We start from the raw sequence: 24,706 nt of genomic DNA, 5'->3' as shown, positions 1-24,706 counted from the left end.
TGAAAACAAAAAAGTGGACAATATGTATCCGTTTACATTATAATCAAATTAATTCCATATTTTGATAGGGGGTAGATGGTGGCCTTTTAAGAGTAGGCGTTTCTATGAAAGGTGAGAAGCTTGAAGTCTCGTTGCCTTACTAATCTATCAAAAGAAATGGAGGGAGAATGAAATGAAGAAAACATTGTATTCTGCTATTATGTTAACACTGTTATCAGGCTCAATTGCAGGTGCCGCCTGGGCGGATAATTACGAGTCGAATGACACTTTAAGCACAGCATATAAAATTCCAACGCAAACGGTGTCCACTCCTTATGGTCTGGCATACTGGGGAGGAAGTGCTTGGTCCTATTTATCATCCCCAACAGATGTAGACTACTTTACATTCAGAGGGCATGGCAAATCTGTCGTGCTGGGTTCTCCTTCCGGCTATGATTACGATTTATACGCCTATGACAGTGCTGGAAATTTGGTTGCTTCTTCTACGAATACGTCAGGTACAGATACGGTTCTTGTCGACTACGATAATGTATATTTTAAAGTAATAAGCAAAGATGGACGATACAGCGACACGGCAGCTTACAGCGTAACCTTTTACAAAAGGGATGTTTGGGTACCGTGACAAGGAAGTAAACATAAAATAACGGTAGGCACCGTGGACTTTTTTTCGCTTGCCTCCACTAATAAAACTCTACAGCCTCATGGAGGTTGTAGAGTTTTATTGTTTTCAGCAAACGGGGGATAAGCTGGATGACAGCTGCTGCCATTGGGAGCTTTTTGAGCAAACGGCGATTATCGACCACCTCTAGACTCCATAATTAGAATCAGTGAAGGCGCCCTAAAGGGTGCCTTTTTCATTTGAACATTATTTTTTAACTCGGTGTGAGAGTAACTCTACACATCTTTACGAGGTTCAAATAAACGGAAAAATGATATAATAATAACTAATGGAGCTGATGCCGATGGATTTGTTGGACCCGCGTGTGGATTTTGTATTCAAATACGGATAAAGACGATCCACTTGATAAACAGTCTATTTTTGATGTTTATGCCAAGACTGCGGAAGGCAAGCTGATTGATATTGAGATGCAGCTTTTCAATAAGTACGACATAGAGAAACGAACGCTGTTTTATTGGAGCAAACGATATGCGAGCCAACTTAGTGAGGGTGACAAATATCTGGAGCTTAAGAAATGCGTGACGATCAACATTTTAAACTATTCGTTCTTGAAGAACGATCAATATCACAATGTGTTTCATCTGCGTGAGGATCGGACAGGAATATCCTTAAATGATGATATTGAGGTTCATTTCTTGGAGCTGCCTAAGCTGGATGAACGTATTGTTCCATTAGAGGGTGGGTTGATCAACTGGCTGCTGTTTTTAAAAGGGGCCAATACATCACAATGGGAGGTACTGAGAATGAATGAGCCGAGCTTAGAGAAGGCGATGGATACACTACAATATTTGAGCCAAGATTCAGACGCCAGACGATTGTACGATGCCAGGCAGAAGTATCTGCATGATGAAGCATCTATGATGGATAGCGCGATGCAAGCAGGTATGAAAGCGGGTATGAAGGCAGGCATGGAGGAAGGTATAAAGGAAGGTATAAAGGAAGGTATAAAGGAAGGTATGAAGGAAGGTATAAAGGCGGGTAAGGAGGCGGGCCTACAGGAAGGCATGAAGACAGGTATAAGAGAAGTGGCGGAAAATATGTTAAGCCTAAATCTGGACCTAGCAACGATATCTAAAGCCACCGGGCTAACGGAGCAGGAAATTGCCGATCTGAAAAATAAATAAAGACTGTTCTTGAAGGGTGTTTGCCCGCTTTGAGATTCTTAGCCTAATTCAACATGAAAAATGAAGTTCGAGTGCGCATCCTTTTGGGTGCGCACTATTTGTATTTACCCATACATATAAAAAAAGAGGAACAATAAAAAAGCCTTCCCATGAAATTCACTCCGGTACCACAAACCATTAATGACTTCTAATTGACGTTTACTGCCTAACCTATTAGACTGATGGTACATAACGATATTTATATATTACATAACAAAAATAACGAAAAAATGAATCATGCTGGCAAGCCTTATTTTAACGAAGGAGGATACGCTAAATCATGCGGATCGAAGCGATCAAGCCATATATTTTCCGGGAAGGGCAGCCGTTCCAGAGCAGCCATGCCTCTACGGTGGCGGTGTTGCCGAATGGAGAGGTGCTGGCAGCATGGTTCGCAGGAAAGCAAAGGCGGTGTTTTTTATGACCAGTAAGCAGCCCTTATTAGAGGTAATCGCAGTGAATGCGGCCGACGCGAGAGCGGCAGAAGCGGGTGGCGCGGATCGCATCGAGCTGGTTTGCGCTATGTCAGAAGGCGGGCTCACACCTAGCTTTGGTCTCATCGAGCAGGTGGTCTCCAGCGTTTCAATTCCAGTGTATGTCATGATTCGGCCTCATAGCCGCTCATTCTGCTACAACGAGGATGATAGGAAGGCAATGAAAAAAGATATTCATACGGCCCGCAGGCTGGGAGCCTCCGGAATCGTTATAGGTGCTTTGACGGATAAGCGTGAAGCGGATCTCTCTATTCTGCAGGAGTGCTTGGCTGAGACTCAAGGGTTAGGCGTTACTTTTCACCGAGCGATTGATGAGAGTGCTAGCCTAAACCGAACGTTAGACGCCGTAAGCGCGTTCTCTCAGATTGAACGGGTACTCACATCGGGTGGCAAGAGTACCGCTTTGGAGGCAAAAGACGAATTAAAGGAGCTGTACAAACGAGGCGAGGAACGAAACGTTGCAGTAATGGCCGGGGCTGGGTTAAGCATAGATAAAATCCATTCCTTCGTCCTGCATACGGGTATTACGGAGCTGCATTTTGGCTCAGGAGTACGCCACGAGGGCAGTTTTCATTCGCACGTTGACTTCAATTTAGTAGCAAGGGCAAAGCAGCACTTAATGAACGCGGCAAATGAACTTTAAAATGGTTAATCCCCTAATCCTATAACAAGAGGTGATTCGGTTATGCAGGTTATGGCACCACATTTGGTAGAGGAATATAGAGGCGGCACGCTTGAAAATATTCATCACGGTCATATTTGCGGAATCGATGATAAAGGTGAAGTCATCTATAGTGTGGGTGACCCGGAATGGGTGTCCTATATGCGCTCTGCGGCCAAGCCGTTTCAGGCGATTCCAGCTTTTGTGCATGGCGTTCCTGAAACTTACAGCCTAACGGATCAGGAACAAACCCTGATGACAGCCTCGCACCGTGCTGAGTCTTATCAAGTAGAAGCGCTGGAATCAATGCTTGCCAAAATAGGCGTAGAGGAGCGGTGTCTGGTATGCTCCGAGTCGTATCCTTTAAGCATGCAGGCGCGGGATGCACTCCTGCAGGGCAGTCAGCCGCCGCGTCGTCTGTATCATAATTGTTCAGGCAAGCACTTAGGCGTGCTGGCGTTATGCCAAGCAAAAGGATATCCATTAGAGGGATATGCGGACCCCGAGCACCCGGCGCAGAGAGAGATTTTACGGACAATTGCTGAATTTTCGGGGGCGAAAGCGGAAGAGATCCAGTTAGGCACGGACGGTTGCGGCTTTCCGGTATTTGCATTGCCGCTGCGGCAAATAGCGAATATGTTTCTAAAGCTTGCTTGCCCGGATTTGCTGGAGAATCATCGCGTGCGAGAGGCGGCCTCACAAATAGGAAGGCTGATGAACGAAAATCATAATATGGTTTCGGCTCCCTGGTTCATATGCTCGAACCTATTAAAGGATAGCAATATCGTGGCGAAGGGCGGTGCCAAAGGCATTTATGGGTTTGCGCTTCGCAAGGAAAGAGTGGCATTCGCATTGAAGGTGCTGGACGGCTCTGAAGAGGAATGGGCACTGATTATTGCATCCGTTTTGGAGCAGATAAACTATAGCAATCGGGTTACAATTGACCTGATGTACCAGCTTGCGTCGCGGGAGCTCAAGAACGACGGCGGTCTTGTTGTAGGTACCAATAAAGCGGTATTTAAACTGAATAGAACCGAGGAAGGAAGGCGGTCCCAATGATCCAAGCGCAATGGGTAAAATCGGCGGCAAGCGTGTCGCCATCAGAACGTCAACTTAAATGGCAGTCACTGGAGTTTTATGCCTTTATTCATTTTACGGTAAACACCTTTACAGATCAGGAATGGGGCTTAGGCAATGAAGACCCCGCTGTTTTTAACCCGACGGAGCTAAGTGCTGATCAATGGGTAGAGGCGTGCAAGTCGGCTGGGATGAGGGGGCTAATTTTGACCTGTAAGCATCACGACGGTTTCTGCCTGTGGCCTAGTGAATATACGGATCATACGGTAGCAGCAAGTCCTTGGGAAAATGGCTCCGGCGATTTGGTGCGGGAAGTAGCCGAGGCATGCCGAAAAGGTGGAATCCAGTTCGGTGTGTATTTGTCGCCATGGGATCGCCATGAAGCCTCCTATGGGGACTCGGAGCGTTATAATGAATTTTTCAAAAATCAGCTTAGAGAGCTGTTGACGAATTATGGAGATATTTTTTGCGTGTGGTTTGACGGGGCTTGCGGGGAAGGGCCTAATGGCAAACGGCAGGTTTATGATTGGGACGGCTACTATACGGTCATCCGCGAGCTGCAGCCCAATGCCGTTATTTCCGTTTGCGGCCCCGATGTGCGCTGGTGCGGCAATGAAGCGGGACATACAAGAGCTTCAGAGTGGAGTGTCGTGCCAGCCCATTTGCAGGATAATGAAAAAATCCAAGAGCAATCCCAACAGGCGGATGATCGTGAGTTTGCGACTAGAATTAACTCGCAGGAAAGTGATCTAGGCAGCAGGGAGATCGTTAAACAGTACGACGAATTAATCTGGTACCCAGCCGAAGTGAATACATCGATCCGTCCGGGCTGGTTTTATCATGAGACTGAGGATGATCAAGTAAAATCGCTGGAAGAGCTTCTCAGCATTTATAATGGCTCGGTTGGCGGCAATGCCACTTTTCTGCTGAATCTTCCGCCGGATAAGCGCGGGCTCGTTCACGAAAATGATATAGAGCGCTTACAGCAGCTGGGCGACGCCTTGCGAAGCGCCTTTACTCATAATTTAGCGGCACAACCTCAAGTGGAAATACAAGCGTCGGAAACGATGGATGCTGCTGGGGCCGCTCACGCAGTGTCACAGCTGTTAAATGATGATTTGGATACGTTCTGGTGTCCTCGCGAAGGAACGGAGCAGGCCTGGGTCGAGCTGGATTTGCAGGAAGAACAGCGCTTTGACCGAATCGTGCTCCAGGAACATATTAAGACGGGGCAACGAATCGAACGTTTCCAGCTGGAATATTTTGAGGAGGATGGCTGGAAGCCCTTATATGAAGGGACGATAGTGGGCTATAAGCGCATTTGCTGCTTCGAGCCGGTAACCGCGAGGAAAATCCGTCTCACCGTACAAGAATCGAGATGGTGTCCGACTTTATCTGGGCTTGGCGTCTTTTTGAGCAATCAATTGTAGATACCCCGGATTTGGGCAGCTAGACTGGAAAATAGAATAGTAGACGATTATTGCGAATTGTGTAATACCCGGGAAAAGGGTATACGTTGGTGTGAGGATACAAACATGCGGGAGAGGATGAAGGAAGAGATGAAGGTAGGACTCAGCACATACAGTCTTCAGCAGGCTTTGGACAAAAAAGAAATGACCGTGCCGGATGCGATTCGTTTTATCGCCGAGCAAGGCGGGGAGCATGTGGAAATCGTTCCTATTGGCTACAGCCTAATCGACAATCCGGAGTTGGTTGATCAAATTGTGCAGACAGCCAAGGAAGTGGGCATCGATATTTCCAATTATGCCATCGGAGCTAATTTTGTTGCAAATGACGGCCCCGAAGCGCTGGAGAACGAAATTCAAGCCGTCAAGAAGCATGTCGATGTAGCCAGAGCGCTGGGTGTCACCAAAATGCGCCATGACGTCGCCTTCCGCCCCGCGCATGAGGGAACGATCGCCCAGTTTGAGGCGGATCTGCCGATTCTTGCAGAGGCATGCCGCACCATTGCTGATTATGCAGCAGGCTTCGGCATTACAACAAGTGTAGAGAATCATGGGTATTATGTACAATCCAGTGAGCGAATCCAACGATTATTGCATGAAACAGCGCGGGATAATTTCAAAACGACGCTGGACATCGGCAATTTCCTCTGTGTAGATGAAGATCCTGTCAGCGCTGTGAAAAATAATATTCCTTATGCCTCGATGGTTCATGCCAAGGATTTTTACCTTAGACCCTCCTATCGCAACCCGGGAGCGGGCTGGTTTCAGACGGCGCACGGCAATTATTTGCGGGGGGCAATTGTGGGGCATGGAGACATCGACATGTACGAAGTGTTCCGCGTGTTGAAGCGGTATGGCTATGACGGGTATATTTCCGTTGAGTTTGAAGGCATGGAGGATTGCAGAACCGCCTCCAAAATAGCAATGGACAATGTACGCCGTTTCTGGCAAGAAGCGTAAGCATCAAGCCCAGTAGCAAATGAACAGGCCAAAAAGCAGATCATGGAGGGAAGCAAAATGTCCATATTTAAAATCGCCGTTATCGGCGCAGGCTCTATATCAGATTGCCATTTGCAGGCGTATGCCAGCAATTCGGAAGTTGAAATCTACGCCATCTGTGACTTGAACGAAGGCCGGGCGCAGGAAATAGCGAAAAAATATAACGCTTCTAAAGTGTTCACCGATTATAAGGAGCTGCTGGCGCTGCCTGAAATCCACTCGGTCAGCATTTGTACGTGGAATAATTCGCATGCCGAAATTAGTATTGCCGCCTTGGATGCTGGAAAAAACGTTCTGTGTGAAAAGCCGCTCTGCCAAACCGTCGAGGAAGCGCTCGAAGTGGAGAAGGCGGTGCAGCGTAGTGGAAAGCTCCTACAGGTAGGTTTTGTGCGGCGTTATAGCGACAATGCCCAAATTCTGAAAAAATTCATCGAAGAGGGCGAGCTCGGCGAAATCTACTATGCGAAAGCGTCCTGTTTAAGACGACTTGGCAACCCTGGCGGTTGGTTCTCGGATATCGAGCGTTCCGGTGGCGGCCCCGTTATTGATCTGGGTGTGCATATTATTGATATTTGCTGGTATTTGATGGGCAAGCCCAAGGTCAAGTCGGTATCGGCCAACCTTTCCAATCGCTTAGGCAACCGTTCCAACATCCGCCATCTGTCGTTCTATAAAGCCGCTGACTACGATGCGAAGGAGAATACGGTAGAGGACATGGCCAATGCGATGATTCGGTTTGAAAATGGCGCAAGCTTGCTGGTAGATGTCAGCTTCACACTGCATGCCCAGCAGGACGAAATCTCCGTCAAGCTTTACGGAGACAAGGGCGGCGCCGAGCTGGAGCCGGAAATCTCAATAATCGGCGAAAAATTCGATACGATCCTGAATATGACGCCGCAGGTCGATTCTAAGTCCTTTGATTTCATGGGCTCCTTCAGCAATGAAATCAACCATTTTATCGACAGTGCATTGGGGCGCAAGGAGACGCTGAGCCCGGTAGAGGACGGCGTTGAAGTCATGAAGATCCTTTGTGCGATCTACGAGTCGGCACGTCAAGGACGCGAAATACAATTTTAGGAGATGACGGCGATGAGCGAGCCTAAGGATATTTTGCTGGAGCAGGAAGCGGATGTTGTTGAAGCTGGTGTCCATCATTTCAGCAAAGAGGAAGAATGGATCAGGCCCGAGGAGCCGCTGCTGAATGAGCGATTGGAATGGTTCAAGGACCAGAAGCTTGGCCTAATGATGCACTGGGGGCCCTATTCACAGCTTGGGCTGGTGGAATCCTGGGCGCTGAGCGATGACGATGGGGACTGGTCCCGCCACGATGTGGATTGGACCGACGACATGGAGCACTTCAAGCGCGAATATTTCGACCTAAATAAGACGTTCAACCCGATTCGCTTTCAGCCGGAGGTGTGGGCGGATTTGGCCGCAGACAACGGCTTTAAATATTTTTTGTTCACGACGAAGCATCATGACGGCTTCTGCATGTGGGACACGCATACAACGGATTATCGCATTACGGGAGCGGACACGCCGTTTCATAAGCATAAATACGCCGATATTTGCCGTACGCTGTTTGATGCCTTCCGTGCTAGGGGGCTGGGCATCTCGGCTTATTTTTCCAAAGCGGACTGGCATACGCCTTATTACTGGGCGCCGGGCATGGAGCGCGGACATCATATGTGGCGCGGGCCTTCTTATGATCCAGAGCAGTATCCTTGGCTGTGGGAGAAATTCGTAGAGTTTACGCATGAGCAGATTATGGAGCTGCTGACGAAATACGGCCGAATTGAGTGTCTCTGGCTCGATGCAGGCTGGGTGCGGGAAGGCCGGAAGGGGCAGGATATCCGTCTGGGCGAGGTTGTGGAGCGGGCGCGCAAGACGCAGCCATGGCTTCTGGCTGCCGATCGTACGGTCGGCGGGCCTTATGAGAATATTGTAACGCCGGAGCAGACGATTCCAGAGCAGTCGATGAATATTCCATGGGAGAGCTGCATCACGATTGGCAATTCCTTTGCTTATGCCTTCGATGATCAATATAAGACAGCCAGGCAGCTGGCCCATATTCTACTCGAGGTAGTAGCCAAGGGAGGGAATTTGGCGCTGAACGTAGGGCCACAGCCAGATGGTCGCCTGCCGGCAGGTGCGGTTAAGAGCATCAAGGAGCTTGGAGCCTGGCTGAATGTACATGGCGAGGGCATCTACGCAACGCGGATTTGCGGTCCTTATTTTACAGGTGATTGGGCATTTACCTGCAAGGACAATGTAACATATGCCTTCCGCCTATACGCAAATGAAAATGAGGCGGTCGATCAGCAGCTCGTCATTCCATACTCAGGCCATGTGGAACGAATTGAGCTTGTTGGAGTGGATGATCAAGAGGGTGTTACGTTTGCCAAGGCGGAAGCTGGAGTGGCTGTTAGCCTGCCACAGGTGTCCATCACGGAGCAGGCTCCTATCACACAAACGTTCCGATTGTTTACATCCTAATAAGCATTATTCGAAATCTCGGGGGATAATCAGTGTCCCTCGGGATTTTTTTGTACTCTGCTTATCGCTTGTTCATCCCCTGCTTCTACCTTATGTCTCCGCTAGCCACTGGCGAAAAAAGAGAGGAAAACAGCATTTTTCCCTGATTTGACAAGGGTTTCTGGAATATGGAGAGGTGTGAGAAAATTGCAAATTGCTTAAATGACCTCACTCAAGGTACGATCAATGCAAGAAAGCGCTACCTGATAGAAAAGTTTACACATTAGGCGCACGAAAGAAGTTTTAGTGAAAAAATACGCGGTATAATGAATTTTGTGTTAGGTATTATTACATTAAAATATAGAGGGAATGATGCAGATGAGTCAGAACTCGGGAACGATACCGGCACGAATGAAGCCCCAAAAAAACATGAACCAGAGCGAGCGTAAAATAGAGCCCCCCTTCCTTAAAAGCCTCAAAAGGCATTGGCAGCTTTATTTATTAGTGCTTCCTCCGGTGCTTTATTTATTGATCTTCAAGTACATGCCAATGGCTGGCGTACAAATTGCCTTCAAAAACTACAGCGTCGTTCAGGGTATTTGGGGAAGTCCATGGGTAGGGCTTAAACATTTTGAAACCTTCTTCAACTCTCCAAACTTCTGGCTGCTGCTCAAAAATACGATTGGGATCAGTCTCTACACGCTGATTGCGGGTTTTCCCATTCCGATTTTGCTGGCTTTGGCGCTCAATGAGCTGCGAACGGGCTATTTCAAAAAGACGGTGCAGATGGTCACCTACGCCCCGCATTTTATCTCAACGGTCGTTATGGTATCTATTATTATCTTAATGCTGTCGCCGCATGTTGGCATCGTAGACCGGCTGTTTACCTTCCTTGGCATGACCATGACCAACTTTATGGGCATACCGGAATATTTTAAATCGATTTATGTATGGTCGGGTGTATGGCAGGGGATGGGCTATTCCTCCATTATTTATATTGCTGCCCTTGCTGGAGTTAATCCCTCGCTCTATGAAGCAGCCCGCATGGATGGGGCCTCCCGCCTCAAAAAAATATGGCATATCGACATTCCAAGCCTCATTCCCGTCACCGTCATTCTGCTGATTTTAAATCTTGGCAGCATAATGGGTGTTGGCTTTGAAAAAATTTATTTGATGCAAAATCCGTTGAATACGAGTGCTTCGGAAGTCATTTCCACTTATGTGTACAAGGTCGGATTGATTGGAGCGAATTTCAGCTTTTCCTCGGCGGTCGGATTGTTTAACTCAATCATCAACCTGATTTTGCTTGTTTTGGTCAATGCGGTTTCCCGAAAGGTCAGTAAAAACAGCTTATGGTAAAGGAGGAGGAGGCCATCTATGTTTAATCGGAATCGAATTAAAGACCCACTCGGCGACCGTGTGTTTATGGGTATTAATTATTTATTTCTTGTACTGGTGCTGATTGTCGTCGCTTACCCGCTGCTCTATATCGTCAGCTCCTCCTTTAGCTCCTCCCGAGCGGTCACATCCGGGCAAATATGGCTGCTGCCGGTTGATTTCAACATTAAGGCGTATATTTCGATTTTTAAAAGCACGCAGCTGATGATGGGTTTTTATAATACGATCATCTACACGGTAGTCGGAACGGCGATCAATGTCATCCTGACGGTGATGCTGGCGTATCCGTTATCCCGCAGGACGTTTTATGGGCGCGGTGCCATCATTATTTTCATGATGATTACGATGTTTTTCGATGGCGGCCTGATTCCGACTTACTTGCTGATGAAGGATCTTCACCTGCTCGATACCCGCTGGGCGATGTGGCTGCCGGGGGCGCTGGCGGTATTTCAAGTCATCGTTGCCAGAACCTTTTTTCAATCGTCCATTCCGGATGAATTGCGGGAGGCCGCTGAGGTGGATGGCTGCCGGGATATCCGTTATTTGGTCAGTGTTGTGCTGCCCTTATCGAAGCCGATTTTGGCAGTTATGACGCTCATGTATGCGGTGGGCCATTGGAATGCTTACTTTGATGCACTCATTTATTTGCGCTCTGAATATTTATTTCCGCTGCAATATGTACTGCGCAATTTGCTCATTCTGAATGCGGCCGATCCGGCGATGCTCGCCAATACGAGCCAGCAGCTCCGTGATCAAGGGTTCGAGCAGGTGCTCAAATACGCATTAATCGTTGTAGCGAGCATTCCGATTTTAATCATGTACCCATTCGTTCAACGGCATTTTGTCAAAGGGGTTATGGTTGGTTCCTTGAAAGGGTAGGGCATTTGCCATAGCTACCATCCGGAAGCTTTTGTGGAAGGGGGCGAAGGTCTGGCGGACTTCCGGGACAGGGTTCAATATAGTGCAGTAACAGGCAATTAAGTGGCGTTCATTAAAAAGGAGGAGTCTGGTTTGAAAAAATCTTGGATTTCAATGTTGGTGCTTGTTTTTACTACGGTTGCCGTACTGTCGGCTTGCAGCTCTGCGCCAAGCAATAATACACAAAGCAGCAGCGGTGGCAGTGGGGAGAACACAGGGCCTGTAACGATGACTTTTTTTGCTCCACAGGGCAAGGCGCCTATGGAAGACAATGAGTTCACAAAATTCATTGAAAACAAGTTTGATGTGAAGCTGAAATGGGATCTCGCTCCAACAGATGCGCTCCAGGATCGCAGGCAGCTGCTGCTGGCGAGCGGCGATTATCCCGAAGTATTCCTCCATGGCAAGTTTACAACCTCAGACCTTCAAACGTACGGGAGCCAAGGGATCTTCCTTGGGCTGAACGATTTGATTGCCCAGCATGCTCCGAATCTGACGAAGATGATGGAAGAAAAACCGTATTTCAAAGAGGCCATTACCGCTCCGGATGGTAAAATTTACGCCCTGCCTATTTTTAATGAATGCTATCACTGTACGTATGCGCAAAAATATTGGATAAATACCGATTGGCTCGACAAGGTTGGGCTAGAAATACCGACCACGACCGATGAGCTGTACACCGTTCTTAAAGCTTTTAAAGAAAAAGACCCTAACGGCAATGGCAAAGCCGATGAAATTCCGCTTACAGGTGCTCCAAACAAGTATGTATGGAACGGGAATATTGATGCTTATTTGATGAATAGCTTCATCTATAACGACAACGATAAATATTTAATCGTCAATGATGGCAAGGTTGATTTTGCCGCTAACCAAGAGGGCTGGAAGAAGGGTCTGGAATATATGCACAAGCTGTATTTAGAAGGCTTGATCGACCCGGCTGCTTTTACACAGAATGACCAAGCGGTTGGACAGCTCGGCAACAGGGAAGGCGACGAGGTCGTCGGCTCCATTACGACCGCGCTCGTAAGCTATCTGGTCAATACGTACGATAAGACGATTACGCGCCATCAGCACTGGGATATCGTGCCTCCGCTCAAAGGACCGGATGGTGTGCAAACGACAGGCGCTACGCAAAGCGTAGGCGAATTCGAGTTTGCGATTACGAATAAAGCTTCGGAAGCGCAGCAAATTGCAGCGATTGAAATAATCGATTACATGTTCAGTGAAGAAGGCGCGCTTTATGCGGAATATGGCCCGACTGAGGGCAAGGGCTGGCAAATGGCCGGTGCTGATGAGAAAAATATTAATGGCGAGCCTGCCAAGTACAGCTACTACAACCTGCCTGAGCGTGATCCGAACGTCGTCGTTAACGAAAGCTGGTCGCAAATTGGCGCCCATGATTTGTCCAATACGTTCCGCAACTTGTTTGTGGAAGGGCAGGACCCCCTAGTGTCTGAGGGCTACGGCACTCGTCTGGCACAGGCGACGAAGGTGTACGCTCCTTATGCGCCGAAGGAGGTGTATCCTTCGAACGTCTTCATTCGTCCAGAGGATACCGAAGCAGCTGCTCAGCTGACAACGGCAGTTAAAGACTACGTACAGACCAATATGGCGCAATTCATCCTGGGCAACAAGAGCATTGAGAAAGATTGGGATAGCTATGTCAAAGGCTTCGATGGACTGGGCCTGAGCAATTATTTGGCGATCTACCAGCGCGCGATTGAGAAAAAATAAAACAGCATAAACGTTTATTCTCGGGGGCTGCTCCTTGTTGTCAGACATGACTCGGAGCGGTCTTCTCCTATGACGGCCCCGCTCCATCCTATATAATTAATGAATATTTTAAAGGTTGTTGTCACGTGTATAAAAAGTGAGGGGGGACCTCGGAGATGAACAACAATTGGTTTAGACGTTTGCTGCTGTCGTATTTGCCTGTTTTCTTTATCGTAACGACGATATTGTTTATTATTTTCTTCCAGCTGTTCAATGAGCAAAATCGCAAGGAAGCTTTGAAGGCCAATGAATTTCTGGCATCCCAGGTCATGCAGTATTTGGACAATTCACTGCGCTCAATCGATTTTAAAGTGCTGCGGGAAATTTTGACGAATCCGGATTTGAAAAATTATTATACGGCTGCTGGCAGCAATGATGTGTACGCCGGCATTCAGGTTCTTGACGTTATCGATGAGCTGAAAATCAATTTCCCGTTAATCGATTCCATCTATTTGGTCCGCTACAAGGACAATATCGTATTCAGCAACGGAAAGGCGGTTCCGATTGAGGAGTTTCCAGATGCCTCTTTTATAGAAGAAAGCCGCAGCAGCCCGACGCGAAAATGGGTGGATTTCAGAAATTTCAAAGCTCTTCCTTCACAATCGGCGCAGCAGGTCGTGACGCTTGTTCGCGGCCTGGAGGGCGGAACGGGCCTTGTGGTCGTCAATGTGGATTTGCAGACGCTGCGGAAGTCCATTATGCAGATGTATGATCCCGAATATACCTTCGTCAATGTGATCAGCAGCTCTGGGGGAAGTTTGTGGGATGAACGTGTGCTTGAAAGCGCGGGAACTAAGTCTGCTTCCGGCGAAGTTTTCTCGACGTTTACGTCCAGCTACAGCGGCTGGAAGGTAGAGACGGGCATTAATAATGGGAAAGTCGTTAAATTTGCGCTGCAATTTTATAATATATGGTTTGCTTTCGCGATCGCAGTGGTTCTAATCGGTGTCATTTGGGTTATTTACGTCACTCGGAGAAACTACAAGCCTATCCAGCAAATTGTGACGTTAATTCAGACGGTCGCCTCGCAGAAACAACCGGGAATGAGCTCTACGAAAGAAAATGAGTTCAGGTTTATTCAAAACACGCTGGAGCGAATGATTGATCAAACGAAGCAATATCAAGAAAAATACGAAGAAAATCTGATTTTGCAAAAGAAATATTTTTTTCAGGAGCTGCTTGAAGGGTTGCGTCCTTTCACGGGCAGCGAGCTGCAGGCTGAAATGAAGAAGTTTAAGCTTCCGGAGCTGGATTGCAGCTGGATGGTCATGGTTGTGGAAATTGACCGTTATCCGCAGTTTGCCGCTGACTATCATCAGCATGACCAGACGCTCCTCAAGTTCGTCCTTTCCACTGTGCTGCAAGAAAGTGCCCAGCAGGAGGGGGCAGACGTATGGGCGGAGTGGATTTCCGAACGCCGGCTGCATGCGATTATCTGGCTTTCCGAAACGGCGTTGTCTGAACAGGTAGAGCGCAAGGTGCTGTCTGGCTATTTGGAGAAGGTGGGGCAATATTTGAACTTCACCGTTACGATTGGGACGGGTGGAGTGGCGAGTGATGTGCGAGGCCTGAGAGCTTCGCTCAAGGAAGCCTCCCATGCTTTGGATTATAAAGCGGTGTTGGGTATGAACCGAGTGGTTTCGTATGGGGAAGTGCCGGATTCTAAAAATGATGTGTATGAGTTCCTCAAGACGATTTCCCTGTTTGTGCAAGCGATGCGGCTGTCCGATGAAACGTGGGAAAAGCATTTCGAACGCTTGTTTGACCAGATCAGCGCCTCCGTATTGTCCCGTCAGGAAATGATGAACACGGTGCAGCTGCTGTTTCAGCACTATAATCGGGAGTTTGCCGAGCTGCCGCGTGAATACCAAGATTTGTGGTCGGCCTCGTTTGGCCGTCTCCTTCGCGGGCTGGAGGACTGGGAAGTGCTAGATGATCTTCGGCTGCTCTGCTGGGAGACGTTTCGGGAGCTGGCTGAGCAAATGCAGGCGATGCGCTGCAGCAAGAAGCATCGAACGCATATTTTGGAAATCCGCAAATATGTGGAGGAAAACTATAATAATCCGGAGCTGTCACTGAATTATTTAAGCGATCTGTTTGATATTAATCCGAAATATTTGAGCAAGCTGTTCAAGGATGAAATTGGCGAGAAGTTCGTCGATTTGCTCATCAGCCACCGAATAGAGCGGGCGAAGCAGCTTATGCTGGAGACGGACAGGGCGATTCAGGAAATTAGCGAGGAAGTGGGCTATACCAACTACAATTCCTTTAATCGGGCGTTCAAAAATGTAGTAGGCGTAGCGCCAAGCGATTACCGCAAGGCGATATGAACAGGTAATAGCAGCTAAAGATAGGTACGAACAAGCGTTATGAATAGATGGTAGGGAGCGAAGAGGGCGGCTTCACAAAAATAAACGGCGATAGTTCATTGTGAATGCACAAAAAACGATCGCCGTTTGTCTTTTATTGGGGAAAGTCCGCTGCTCAAGCTTATGCGAAATAGGATGCTTAAGCGGAGTCTCGCGGAATCAAGGTGGCGCTGAGATGCAGCCGCTCCATCGGCGTTCCCGGACGTTCAATGCGGCGCCATAGCGCTTCGATTGCACGGCTGCCGAGTGCTTCCTTGCTTAGGTTCACAGTAGTGAGTCGAGGGGACGTATGGGCGGCTGCCTCCACGTTGTCTATACCCGACACGCGCGTCTGCTCGGGGACGGCTACCCCCATTCTCTGCAGCTGCTGCATCCATTGCATGGCGATGTCGTCATTGGCACAGATCCATGCATCAGGGTGCTGCTCTGGTGCCAGCTGGGCAAACCGTTCCGCAGTAGCGGCGAGCCAATCCTTGTCTTCATAGGCCAGCTCCCATTCCTGCAGCTTCGCTTCTGAGCCGCCGTAGCGCTCCAGTGCGGTTCTTACGCCGATTCGTCTTTCGGCAAAGCTGGCGGAGCGGCCATCATCACCGAGAAAAATAAGGCTTCTGCATTTCTGAGCAACCAGCAAATGATGGGCAATGAGAATTCCCGCTTCAATATTGGCATGATTGACCGAATCAAAATCAAGCAAAGGCTCATTATGATCGAGCAGCACGAGTGGCTTGCCAGTACGGGCCATAAGCTGAAGGGCGGCATAAGGGTATGCGCCCATGACGATGAGCCCAAGGCAGCTGTTCCAGTCCAAATGCGGCGCGATGATTTCCTGCGGAGATAAATCGGACACGGCTGGAAAAGAGACTGGCTGGGAGACGATAACATGAGGCCACCCCCGCTCGCTGCAGCCGGAAATGATTCCTTCGAGCACCCGCTGCCAATAAAAAGGATCGACTCGGTTGGAAGGGTTCATGCAAATCAGGACAAAGGAAGAAGCGGCATCGGGAGCAGGTGAAGGCGCCTTCTGGGAAGGAAGCCCGTAGCCAAGTGTCTTGGCAAACTCTAAAACCCGCTCGCGCGTTGCCTGGCTGACACCGGATTTTCCGCTAAGTGCGCGGGATACCGCATATTTGGATAGGCCGAGTTGATCGGCGATCGTTTGAATCGATACTTTACGTGGCATGATGCTCTCCTTAGGTGCTAGGACTAACAAACGTTACGCTAAAGCCACGCTAAATAACAGCGTTGACGTTTGTTGGCAAAAGTTATAGACTGGCTTTATCATAACGTTATTATATATTAACCTAACAAAAATAACAATAATATTTGTTTAGAGGGCCCATGAAAATTTGAGCATCAGAGCATTCAAACGTTAAATCAACCCAGAAGGAGAATGTGCATATGGACTATAAAGACGCTTCGCTTCCGATTCAAGAACGGGTTCAGGATCTGCTCGAACGAATGACAATAGAGGAGAAAATCGGCCAGCTGATCCAGCCTATGGGGTGGAAAACCTATCTTAAGGAAACGGATGGCACCGTGCAGGTGACGGAACAGTTCAAAGAAGAGGTTGCGCGGGGCGGAGTAGGTTCATTATACGGCGTTCTTCGCGCTGATCCTTGGACAGAGGTGACGCTGGAGACGGGACTTACGCCAAGACAGGGAGCGGTCGCTACGAATGAAATTCAGCGGTATGTCATCGAAAACTCCCGTCTTGGCATTCCGATTTTGTTCGGAGAGGAGTGCTCGCATGGGCATATGGCAATTGGCGCAACGGTATTTCCTGTTCCGCTTACGGTAGGAAGCACATGGAACATAGATTTGTACCGGGAAATGTGCGAGGCCATTGCGGCTGAGACTCGAAGCCAAGGCGGAGCTGCGACGTATTCGCCCGTCCTTGATGTGGTGCGCGACCCGCGATGGGGACGGACGGAGGAATGCTTCGCCGAAGATCCGTATTTGATCGGCGAGCTGGCGGTTCAGGCGATCAAGGGGCTGCAAGGGGAACGGCTGGATACGGACAAAACGATTGTGGCGACGCTTAAGCATTTTGCCGCTTATGGCAGCTCGGAGGGTGGGCGCAATGCGGCTCCCGTCCATATGGGCATGCGCGAGCTTCATGAAATTGATTTGCTGCCGTTCAAAAAGGCGGTCGAAGCAGGCGCCTGCTCCGTCATGACGGCGTACAACGAAATTGACGGTGTGCCCTGCACCTCGAATTCCTATTTGCTGAATGACCTGCTGCGTGAGGAATGGGGGTTTGACGGTTTTGTCATTACCGATTTTGGTGCGATTCAAATGCTGGTCAGCGGCCACAATACGGCGGAGAACGGGGAACAGGCTGTGGCGCAAAGTCTGAAAGCAGGCGTCGATATGGAGATGTCCGGCTATATGTACGGCAAGCATTTAGCGGGTGCGCTTGCACAGGGGCTGATGAGCGAGGATGAGCTGAATACAGCGACAGGACGGGTGCTCGACATGAAATTTAGACTGGGCTTATTCGAACGGCCTTATGTTGATCCTGATTTTGCACACCGGGTCATCGGTTGCGAGGAGCATGTGGAGCTGGCGAGACGGGTGGCCGCAGAGGGCATTATTTTGCTCAAAAATGAAAAGGCCACGCTTCCGCTCAGCAAAGCAGGCACCAAAATAGCCGTTATCGGTCCGAATGCGAATCACGTCTACAATCAGCTCGGCGATTACACCTCGCCGCAGCCGAAGGGGCAAATCGTCACCGTGCTGGACGGTATCCGCCGCAAGCTTGGCGCGAATGCAGAGGCGGACGATCAGGTGCTGTATGCGCCTGGCTGCCGGATTAAAGGAGACGCTAAAGACGGCTTTGGCCATGCTTTCGCCTGCGCGGAGCAAGCGGATGCCATCGTTATGGTCATCGGCGGCTCCAGCGCCCGCGATTTCGGCGATGGCACGATTGATTTGCGGACGGGGGCGTCCGTCGTTACGGATAATGCCTGGAACGATATGGAGTGCGGCGAAGGCATCGATCGTTCGACGCTTAATCTCACGGGTGTGCAGCTCGAATTGGTGCAGGAAATCTATAAGCTTGGAAAGCCGGTCATCATCGTCTATATCAACGGACGGCCGATTGCTGAGCCTTGGATTGAAGAGCATGCCCATGCGATTTTGGAGGCGTGGTATCCGGGACAGGAGGGCGGCAATGCAATTGCGGACATTTTGTTCGGCGACGTTAATCCTTCTGGGCGACTTACGGTTTCCATTCCAAAGCATGTCGGACAGCTGCCTGTTTATTATCATTCCAAGAGAACGCGCGGCAAGCGGTATTTGGAGACGGATCTGGAGCCGCAATATCCATTCGGGTTTGGACTCAGCTATACCCAATTTGGCTACGATAACATACGGGTTGTGCCGGAAATAATTGCTCCAGGCGGAGAAGCCGAGGTGCAAATCGAAGTGACGAACATCGGCGGTGTGGCTGGTGACGAGGTTGTGCAAATGTATATAAGCGACGTATCAGCATCGGTTACCCGCGCTGAAACCTCGCTTAAGGGCTTCCGCAAAATCCATTTGCAGCCGGGGGAGACGAAGCTGGTCACTTTCCCTGTAAATCAAGAGCATCTTGCACTGATTAATGCTCAGCTGGATCCGGTTGTGGAACCGGGTGAATTCCGCTTAATGGTCGGCAGCAGCTCGAAGGATTGGCTGGCATGCAGCTTGCACGTTAAGCGTGAGGGGGAACAAGCATGATTCGAATTCAGCGGTTCATACAGGACATGGCCGAGCGGCAGTGGCTGGAGAAGGTAGAGCTCCCGCAGTGGCATATGCAAAAGGCGAAATATATCCGCCCCGGCGAATACGTGCTGGATGAGCAAAATGTCGGTGTGCAAAATGTGAATCCTCTTCACAGTACACAGGGCACGACTTATTTTTTAACGAAAAAGGCAGACATACCGCAGGCTTGGCATCGAGACGCGGTCGGTCTTATTTTCGAAGCCGGCGGGGAGGGGCTGCTGAAGGTCAACGGGGCTCCGTATCACGGACTCGACCGGAATCACTGGTATGTGCCGCTTCCGGTGGAGCGAGTAGGGAGTACGCCGCTGCTGGAAATTGAATTGTACGATCCGATTCCCGAGCCGCATGATCCGCTGAACCGCCAGGCGGTCATTCAGCCGCCAATCGCCGGCATCCGCTCTGCACTTGTTCGAGTGAATCAGCCGCTGCAAAGCTTGATGTACAGCGTAACGGTGCTGGCGGAGTCGTTGAACGCGCTGCCGGGGAACGATATGAAGCGCAATCGCCTTATGGGAGCGATTCATAGCATTATGGACCTTATGTATGACGAGCCGAAGCGCTGGAATGAGGCGGAGTGGGTGAACGGTCTGGAGCAATTGCTTGCCCAGAAGGTGCAGGAGGAAGATTCGGAGGGAGGCCGTAGTGGCTTTATGCATTTGGTCGGACAATCGCATATCGACATTGCTTGGCTGTGGCCTGTCCGCGAAACGGTCCGTAAGTCCAGCCGCACATTTTCGACGGTATGTACACTAATGGATGAATATCCTGACTTTATCTATTCGCAGAGCCAGCCGCAGCTGTATGCCTTTGTGAAGGAGCATTATCCGGAATTGTATGAGCGGATTAAGGCGCGAATTGCTGAAGGGCGCTGGGAGCTGGTCGGCGGCATGTGGGTCGAGCCGGATTTGAACATTCCGAGCGGCGAGTCGCTGGTGCGGCAGATTTTGTACGGCCAAAGCTTCTATAAGGAGGAGTTCGGCAAACGCTCCAACATCGAGTGGCTTCCTGATACGTTCGGCTACTGCGCGTCGCTACCGCAAATGCTGAAGCTGGCGGATATCCCGTATTTTATGACGACGAAGCTCAATTGGAATGATACAAATGCGTTCCCTTACGACTTGTTTGATTGGGTGGGCATCGATGGCACCTCCGTCATTGCCTATTTGAACCATGGGGTAAATGAGCATACCCGTCCCAAGGATGTCGATGAACACTGGAAATCTTACAAACAGAAGGATTTGCATCCCCAGCAAATGCTGCTTTACGGGCATGGGGACGGTGGCGGCGGCGTGACGAACGAAATGGTCGAGTTTGCCGAGCGGTCCTCCTTTATGGTCGGACAGCCTGTAAGCAAGTTCAGCACGGCCGGGGCTTTTTTTGAAGGAATCGGAAAAAGCGGGCAATCGCTGCCTAAGTGGCATGGCGATTTATATTTGGAGCTGCATCGCGGCACCTACACGACACATGCAAGAAATAAGCGAAGCAACCGCAAGGCGGAAGTGCTGTACCGCGAAGCGGAGCTGTGGGGGCAGTTTGCTGGGCTGGCAAACACCGTGACTGAGGCTCTCGATGAAGGCTGGAAGCTGATTTTGCTGAATCAATTCCATGATATTATCCCGGGAACGTCTATTCCAGAAGCGTATGTGACGTCTACTGAGGAATATGCAAAGGTGGTGGAGATTGGAACGGCTGCGCTGGCCCGCTCTCTTGAGGCCATTGCGGACAATGTAGCGTCAGACGGGGAAGGCCTGCCTTACGTCGTGTTCAACAGCTTGGGCTGGGAACGCGGAGAGGTTGTCAGCTTGACATGCAGCGCTGAAATGAACGGTATATTCGTTGTTGATGTGAACGGGGAGCAGCTGGCTTGCGATGTCTTGCGGAGTGGGGACGTCCAGACGGTATCCGTATACGTTCCGTCTATCCCGGCCTTCGGCTATACGACGATATGGCTGCGTACTTCAAAGCATACGGATAGCGTTGAGGACAAGCAAACGAATGAGGCCTTTCCTGACGTTTGGGAGACGGATTTTTATACGCTTGCATTTAATGACGTGGGTGAGATTACCCGCTGGTACGACAAGTCTGCACAGCGCGAGTGGCTGAAGCCGGGTGATAAGGCAAATGAGCTGCAATTTTTTCATGATAAACCGACCTATTGGGATGCATGGGATATTGATCCGCGCTTTGAATCGCAGCGTGCCGGCTCTGTGCAGCTGATCTCGAAAGAAGTTGTGCAGCGAGGGAGCACCAAGGATGTGCTGCGCTTCCGCTGGAGGCTGAATGATTCGGATATTAGCCAGGATATGATTTTGTATCGCCATCAGCGCCGCGTTGATTTTCAGACGAAGGTAAGCTGGGCGGAGAGCCATAAATTGCTCAAGGTGGCGTTCCCGGTTGATCTAATTGCTGCAAAAGCCACGTATGAAATTCCATTCGGTGCGTTGGAACGGCCAACCCACAATAATACGAGCTGGGAGCAGGCGCAATTTGAAGTGTGCGGGCATCGCTGGGCCGATGTTTCCGAGGGCAACGGCGGCTTGAGTGTGCTGAACGACTGCAAGTATGGATACGACATTAAGGACCAAACCATTCGCTTATCGCTGCTGCGCGCGCCGAAATGGCCGGACGAATATGCAGATCAAGGCGAGCATGAGTTCACTTATTCGGTCTTGCCTCATCAGGAGGATTGGCGGGGAGCTAAGGTCGCTTGCCGTGCGATGGAATTAAATCATCCCGTCTTAATGGTCGCTGGGCAGCCGAATAAAGGTACGCATCCTGCGCATCCTACACGTCCCATGATTCCATCAATTCCCGCACTTTCATCACGGCATGCATGGCTGGATTTTGAAAGCGAGCATGTCATTTTGGACACGATCAAAGCTTCCGAGGATGGGACTGGCACCGTACTGCGGTTTTATGAGTCATCAGGTGGAAGGGAGACGGTGAAGATCCAGTGGCCGAACGAGAAAATGAAGGTGTCTGTCGTGAATCTGCTTGAGGATGAATTGTGGCAGCTGCCATGTGAGCGGGGAGCATTCGAGCTGACGTTTAAGCCTTTTGAGATCAAAACGGTGAAGCTGGTTTCATCGAATCAGGATCAAGAGTAGGGGGAGCTTTGTATTATGGAACGATTTAAGCTGCCGAAGGTAAAGCTGCCGCAGTTGGCACTGCCTGAAGCGATAACAAAGGTGCTGGAGGAAGCGGAGGCGAGGCTGGCACACCGTCCAAAGCTCCAGCAGCAATTTCGCAATTGTTTTCCCAATACGCTGGAAACGACGACGAAGCTGATGGACGACGGTACGACCTTCGTCATTACGGGTGATATTCCGGCGATGTGGCTGCGGGATTCGGTGGAGCAGCTCATTCATTACGTACCTTTTGCCAAAGAGGACGCTTCATTGCAGCGATTAATTTCGGGACTCATTAAACGTCATATGATGTACATTGCAATTGATCCATATGCCAATGCTTTTAATGAAACGGCGAATCATTGGCATTGGGACGCCAATGACGATACGGAGATGTCGCCTTGGGTGTGGGAACGTAAATTTGAGCTGGATTCGTTATGCTTTTCGATACGCCTGTCTTATATGTATTGGAAGGAAACAGGGCTCACTGATATTTTCGATGAGCAATTCAAACAAGCGATGCGTTCTATTGTGAACGTATGGAAAACGGAGCAGCGCCATGCCGAGCAATCGGCGTATCGGTTCAAACGCTCCAACTGCCCGGCCATCGACACGCTGCGCAATGATGGATGCGGGATGCCTGTCAACTATACGGGCATGGTGTGGTCGGGCTTCCGCCCAAGCGACGACGCCTGCGAGCTGCATTATAATATTCCGGCGAACATGTTCGCCGCTGTCTCGCTCGCCCAAATGCAGGAGATGGCGAGATGGGTATTCCGCGACGAAGCGTTTGTGCGGGAAATGGCGATTTTGGAGGAAGAGATCCGCCATGGCATTCAGCTCTACGGGATGTACAACCACCCGGTATATGGCAGAATCTATGCATACGAGACCGATGGGTTCGGCAATTACTGCCTATTGGATGATGCGGGTACACCAAGCTTGCTGTCTATCCCTTACATTGGCTACACCGATGTTCATGATCCTATTTACCAAAACACGCGGCGCTCCATCCTCAGCCGAGACAATCCTTATTATTTTGAAGGAACAGCAGCTAAAGGGATTGGAAGTCCTCATACACCGCCGGGATATATTTGGCCTATGGCTTTATCCATGCAGGGGCTGACCGCCGCGAATGATGAGGAAATGCTGGAGATCATTAAGGTGCTGGAGGCGACGGATGCCGATACGGGCTTCATGCATGAAGGCTTTCATGCAGATGATCCCCATTTATTCACCCGTCCATGGTTCGCATGGTCAAACAGCCTGTTCTCTCAGCTTGTTCACAAGGCGATGGAGAAGGGGATTTTAGAACCGAAGCAGTAAGATTTAAGCTGGCGATTTCTAGCTGGCGGCTAGTTGGAGCATGGTCATGCTGCGGCTCATATCCCCGCACGGAGACATCAAATACAGTTTCAGAAGGAGGGTAATTAATCGATGAAACTAACGAATAAAATAGGGGTAATCGTAGACAGCTTTGGGCTAGGCGTGCGAGAGGGGTTGGCGAAAGCCAAGGAGGTCGGCGCAGAAGGCGTGCAAATTTATGCGGTAAAGGGGGAAATGGACCCGGAAAACTTGTCGCCTGCGGCCCGTAAGGAATTAAGAAGCTACATAGAATCACTCGGCCTAGAAATTTCGGCATTGGTCGGCGATTTGGGCGGTCATGGCTTCGGGGTCAGGGAGGACAATCGCTGGAAAGTGGAAAAATCGAAGCGTATCGTCGATTTGGCGCTGGACCTCGGCACGACGATTGTAACGACGCATATTGGCATCGCTCCACATGATACGTCCTCTGAGGCATTTCATACGATGCACACCGCTTGCGAGGAGCTGGGCCAATATGCCAAAAGCGTCGGAGCCTACTTCGCCATTGAGACCGGCCCCGAAACGGCGGCGGAATTAAAAGCGTTTCTCGACACGTTGTCGACGAACGGCGTATCGGTTAATTTTGACCCGGCAAATATGGTGATGGTAACGGGCGATGATCCGGTGCAAGGCGTTCATCTATTGAAGGATTATATTGTCCATACCCATGTGAAGGACGGCATTCGCCTTAAGGCGGTTGATCCAAGAGACGTATACGGAGCGGTTGGATATGCCCCTATGGATCATGAGAAAATCGCGGAGATGGTTTCCTCCGGCTTGTTTTTCCGCGAGGTTCCGCTTGGTGAGGGCGGAGTCGATTTTGATAGCTATTTTCAGGCGCTGCAGGATATTGGGTATGCCGGTTATTTAACGATTGAGCGTGAGGTAGGCACGCAGCCGGAGCTGGATATTCGTAAAGCCGTTGATTTTATTACAAAGTATAAATGAGTAATATGGATGAGTTTTAACGATTGTA

General features: G+C 49.8%; 17 protein-coding genes. 16 read left to right on the top strand and 1 reads right to left on the bottom strand.

Going from position 1 to position 24,706, the window contains the following annotated elements; all coding sequences use genetic code 11:
* The first annotated feature begins 172 nt into the window (after nucleotides 1-172).
* The 12 genes from AC50YG_RS22495 (at nucleotide 173) to AC50YG_RS22440 (ending at nucleotide 15,433) form a co-directional block, all read left to right on the top strand.
* Nucleotides 173-622 (top strand): hypothetical protein, encoded by a 450-nt coding sequence (locus AC50YG_RS22495; RefSeq protein WP_473757030.1) that lies wholly within the window; start codon nucleotides 173-175, stop codon nucleotides 620-622.
* 359 nt (nucleotides 623-981) lie between these two features.
* Nucleotides 982-1,803: an Rpn family recombination-promoting nuclease/putative transposase gene (locus AC50YG_RS22490; protein ID WP_494829785.1), complete on the top strand. Its 822-nt coding sequence runs from the start codon at nucleotides 982-984 to the stop codon at nucleotides 1,801-1,803.
* Between the two features lie 276 nt (nucleotides 1,804-2,079).
* On the top strand, nucleotides 2,080-2,979 hold the full coding sequence (locus AC50YG_RS22485; RefSeq protein WP_494829783.1) for a copper homeostasis protein CutC: 900 nt from the start codon (nucleotides 2,080-2,082) through the stop codon (nucleotides 2,977-2,979).
* Between the two features lie 42 nt (nucleotides 2,980-3,021).
* A complete protein-coding gene (locus AC50YG_RS22480) occupies nucleotides 3,022-4,056 on the top strand; it encodes an asparaginase (protein WP_494829781.1) in 1,035 nt (344 codons plus the stop codon).
* Nucleotides 4,053-5,504, top strand: coding sequence for an alpha-L-fucosidase (locus tag AC50YG_RS22475; protein ID WP_494829779.1), 1,452 nt, complete (start codon nucleotides 4,053-4,055; stop codon nucleotides 5,502-5,504). The genes AC50YG_RS22480 and AC50YG_RS22475 overlap by 4 nt, the downstream gene beginning before the upstream one ends.
* Before the next feature lie 129 nt (nucleotides 5,505-5,633).
* On the top strand, nucleotides 5,634-6,500 hold the full coding sequence (locus AC50YG_RS22470; RefSeq protein WP_494829885.1) for a sugar phosphate isomerase/epimerase family protein: 867 nt from the start codon (nucleotides 5,634-5,636) through the stop codon (nucleotides 6,498-6,500).
* A 57-nt stretch (nucleotides 6,501-6,557) separates the two neighbouring features.
* Complete coding sequence (locus AC50YG_RS22465; protein WP_494829774.1) at nucleotides 6,558-7,616, top strand: Gfo/Idh/MocA family protein; 1,059 nt, start codon at nucleotides 6,558-6,560, stop codon at nucleotides 7,614-7,616.
* Nucleotides 7,617-7,628: 12 nt separating this feature from the next.
* Nucleotides 7,629-9,035 (top strand): alpha-L-fucosidase, encoded by a 1,407-nt coding sequence (locus AC50YG_RS22460; RefSeq protein ID WP_494829768.1) that lies wholly within the window; start codon nucleotides 7,629-7,631, stop codon nucleotides 9,033-9,035.
* Nucleotides 9,036-9,425: 390 nt separating this feature from the next.
* Nucleotides 9,426-10,373: an ABC transporter permease gene (locus AC50YG_RS22455; protein ID WP_494829882.1), complete on the top strand. Its 948-nt coding sequence runs from the start codon at nucleotides 9,426-9,428 to the stop codon at nucleotides 10,371-10,373.
* Between the two features lie 18 nt (nucleotides 10,374-10,391).
* The gene (locus AC50YG_RS22450; RefSeq protein WP_494829766.1) at nucleotides 10,392-11,291 is read left to right on the top strand and encodes a carbohydrate ABC transporter permease; all 900 of its coding nucleotides are present in this window, start codon (nucleotides 10,392-10,394) and stop codon (nucleotides 11,289-11,291) included.
* Between the two features lie 132 nt (nucleotides 11,292-11,423).
* Nucleotides 11,424-13,064: a type 2 periplasmic-binding domain-containing protein gene (locus AC50YG_RS22445; RefSeq protein ID WP_494829764.1), complete on the top strand. Its 1,641-nt coding sequence runs from the start codon at nucleotides 11,424-11,426 to the stop codon at nucleotides 13,062-13,064.
* A 155-nt stretch (nucleotides 13,065-13,219) separates the two neighbouring features.
* Nucleotides 13,220-15,433 carry a helix-turn-helix domain-containing protein gene (locus AC50YG_RS22440; protein ID WP_494829762.1) on the top strand — a complete coding sequence of 738 codons (2,214 nt, stop codon included), beginning with the start codon at nucleotides 13,220-13,222 and terminating at the stop codon, nucleotides 15,431-15,433.
* Nucleotides 15,434-15,611: 178 nt separating this feature from the next.
* Here the strand turns inward: AC50YG_RS22440 and AC50YG_RS22435 are convergent, their stop codons facing one another.
* Nucleotides 15,612-16,652 carry a LacI family DNA-binding transcriptional regulator gene (locus tag AC50YG_RS22435; RefSeq protein WP_473757017.1) on the bottom strand — a complete coding sequence of 347 codons (1,041 nt, stop codon included), beginning with the start codon at nucleotides 16,650-16,652 and terminating at the stop codon, nucleotides 15,612-15,614.
* A gap of 218 nt (nucleotides 16,653-16,870) precedes the next feature.
* On the opposite strand from AC50YG_RS22435, the gene AC50YG_RS22430 reads away from it, so the two are divergent.
* The 4 genes from AC50YG_RS22430 (at nucleotide 16,871) to AC50YG_RS22415 (ending at nucleotide 24,678) form a co-directional block, all read left to right on the top strand.
* On the top strand, nucleotides 16,871-19,192 hold the full coding sequence (locus tag AC50YG_RS22430) for a glycoside hydrolase family 3 N-terminal domain-containing protein (RefSeq protein WP_494829760.1): 2,322 nt from the start codon (nucleotides 16,871-16,873) through the stop codon (nucleotides 19,190-19,192).
* Nucleotides 19,189-22,344, top strand: coding sequence for an alpha-mannosidase (locus AC50YG_RS22425; RefSeq protein WP_494829758.1), 3,156 nt, complete (start codon nucleotides 19,189-19,191; stop codon nucleotides 22,342-22,344). The genes AC50YG_RS22430 and AC50YG_RS22425 overlap by 4 nt, the downstream gene beginning before the upstream one ends.
* Nucleotides 22,345-22,359: 15 nt before the next feature.
* Nucleotides 22,360-23,691: a glycoside hydrolase family 125 protein gene (locus tag AC50YG_RS22420; RefSeq protein ID WP_494829756.1), complete on the top strand. Its 1,332-nt coding sequence runs from the start codon at nucleotides 22,360-22,362 to the stop codon at nucleotides 23,689-23,691.
* A 111-nt stretch (nucleotides 23,692-23,802) separates the two neighbouring features.
* Entirely contained in the window at nucleotides 23,803-24,678 is an 876-nt protein-coding gene (locus tag AC50YG_RS22415) for a sugar phosphate isomerase/epimerase family protein (protein ID WP_494829754.1), read from the top strand.
* Nucleotides 24,679-24,706: the final 28 nt, after the last annotated feature.

This window comes from Paenibacillus sp. J31R34, assembly GCF_059383715.1.
This window is presented reverse-complemented; position numbering and strand designations above follow the sequence as displayed.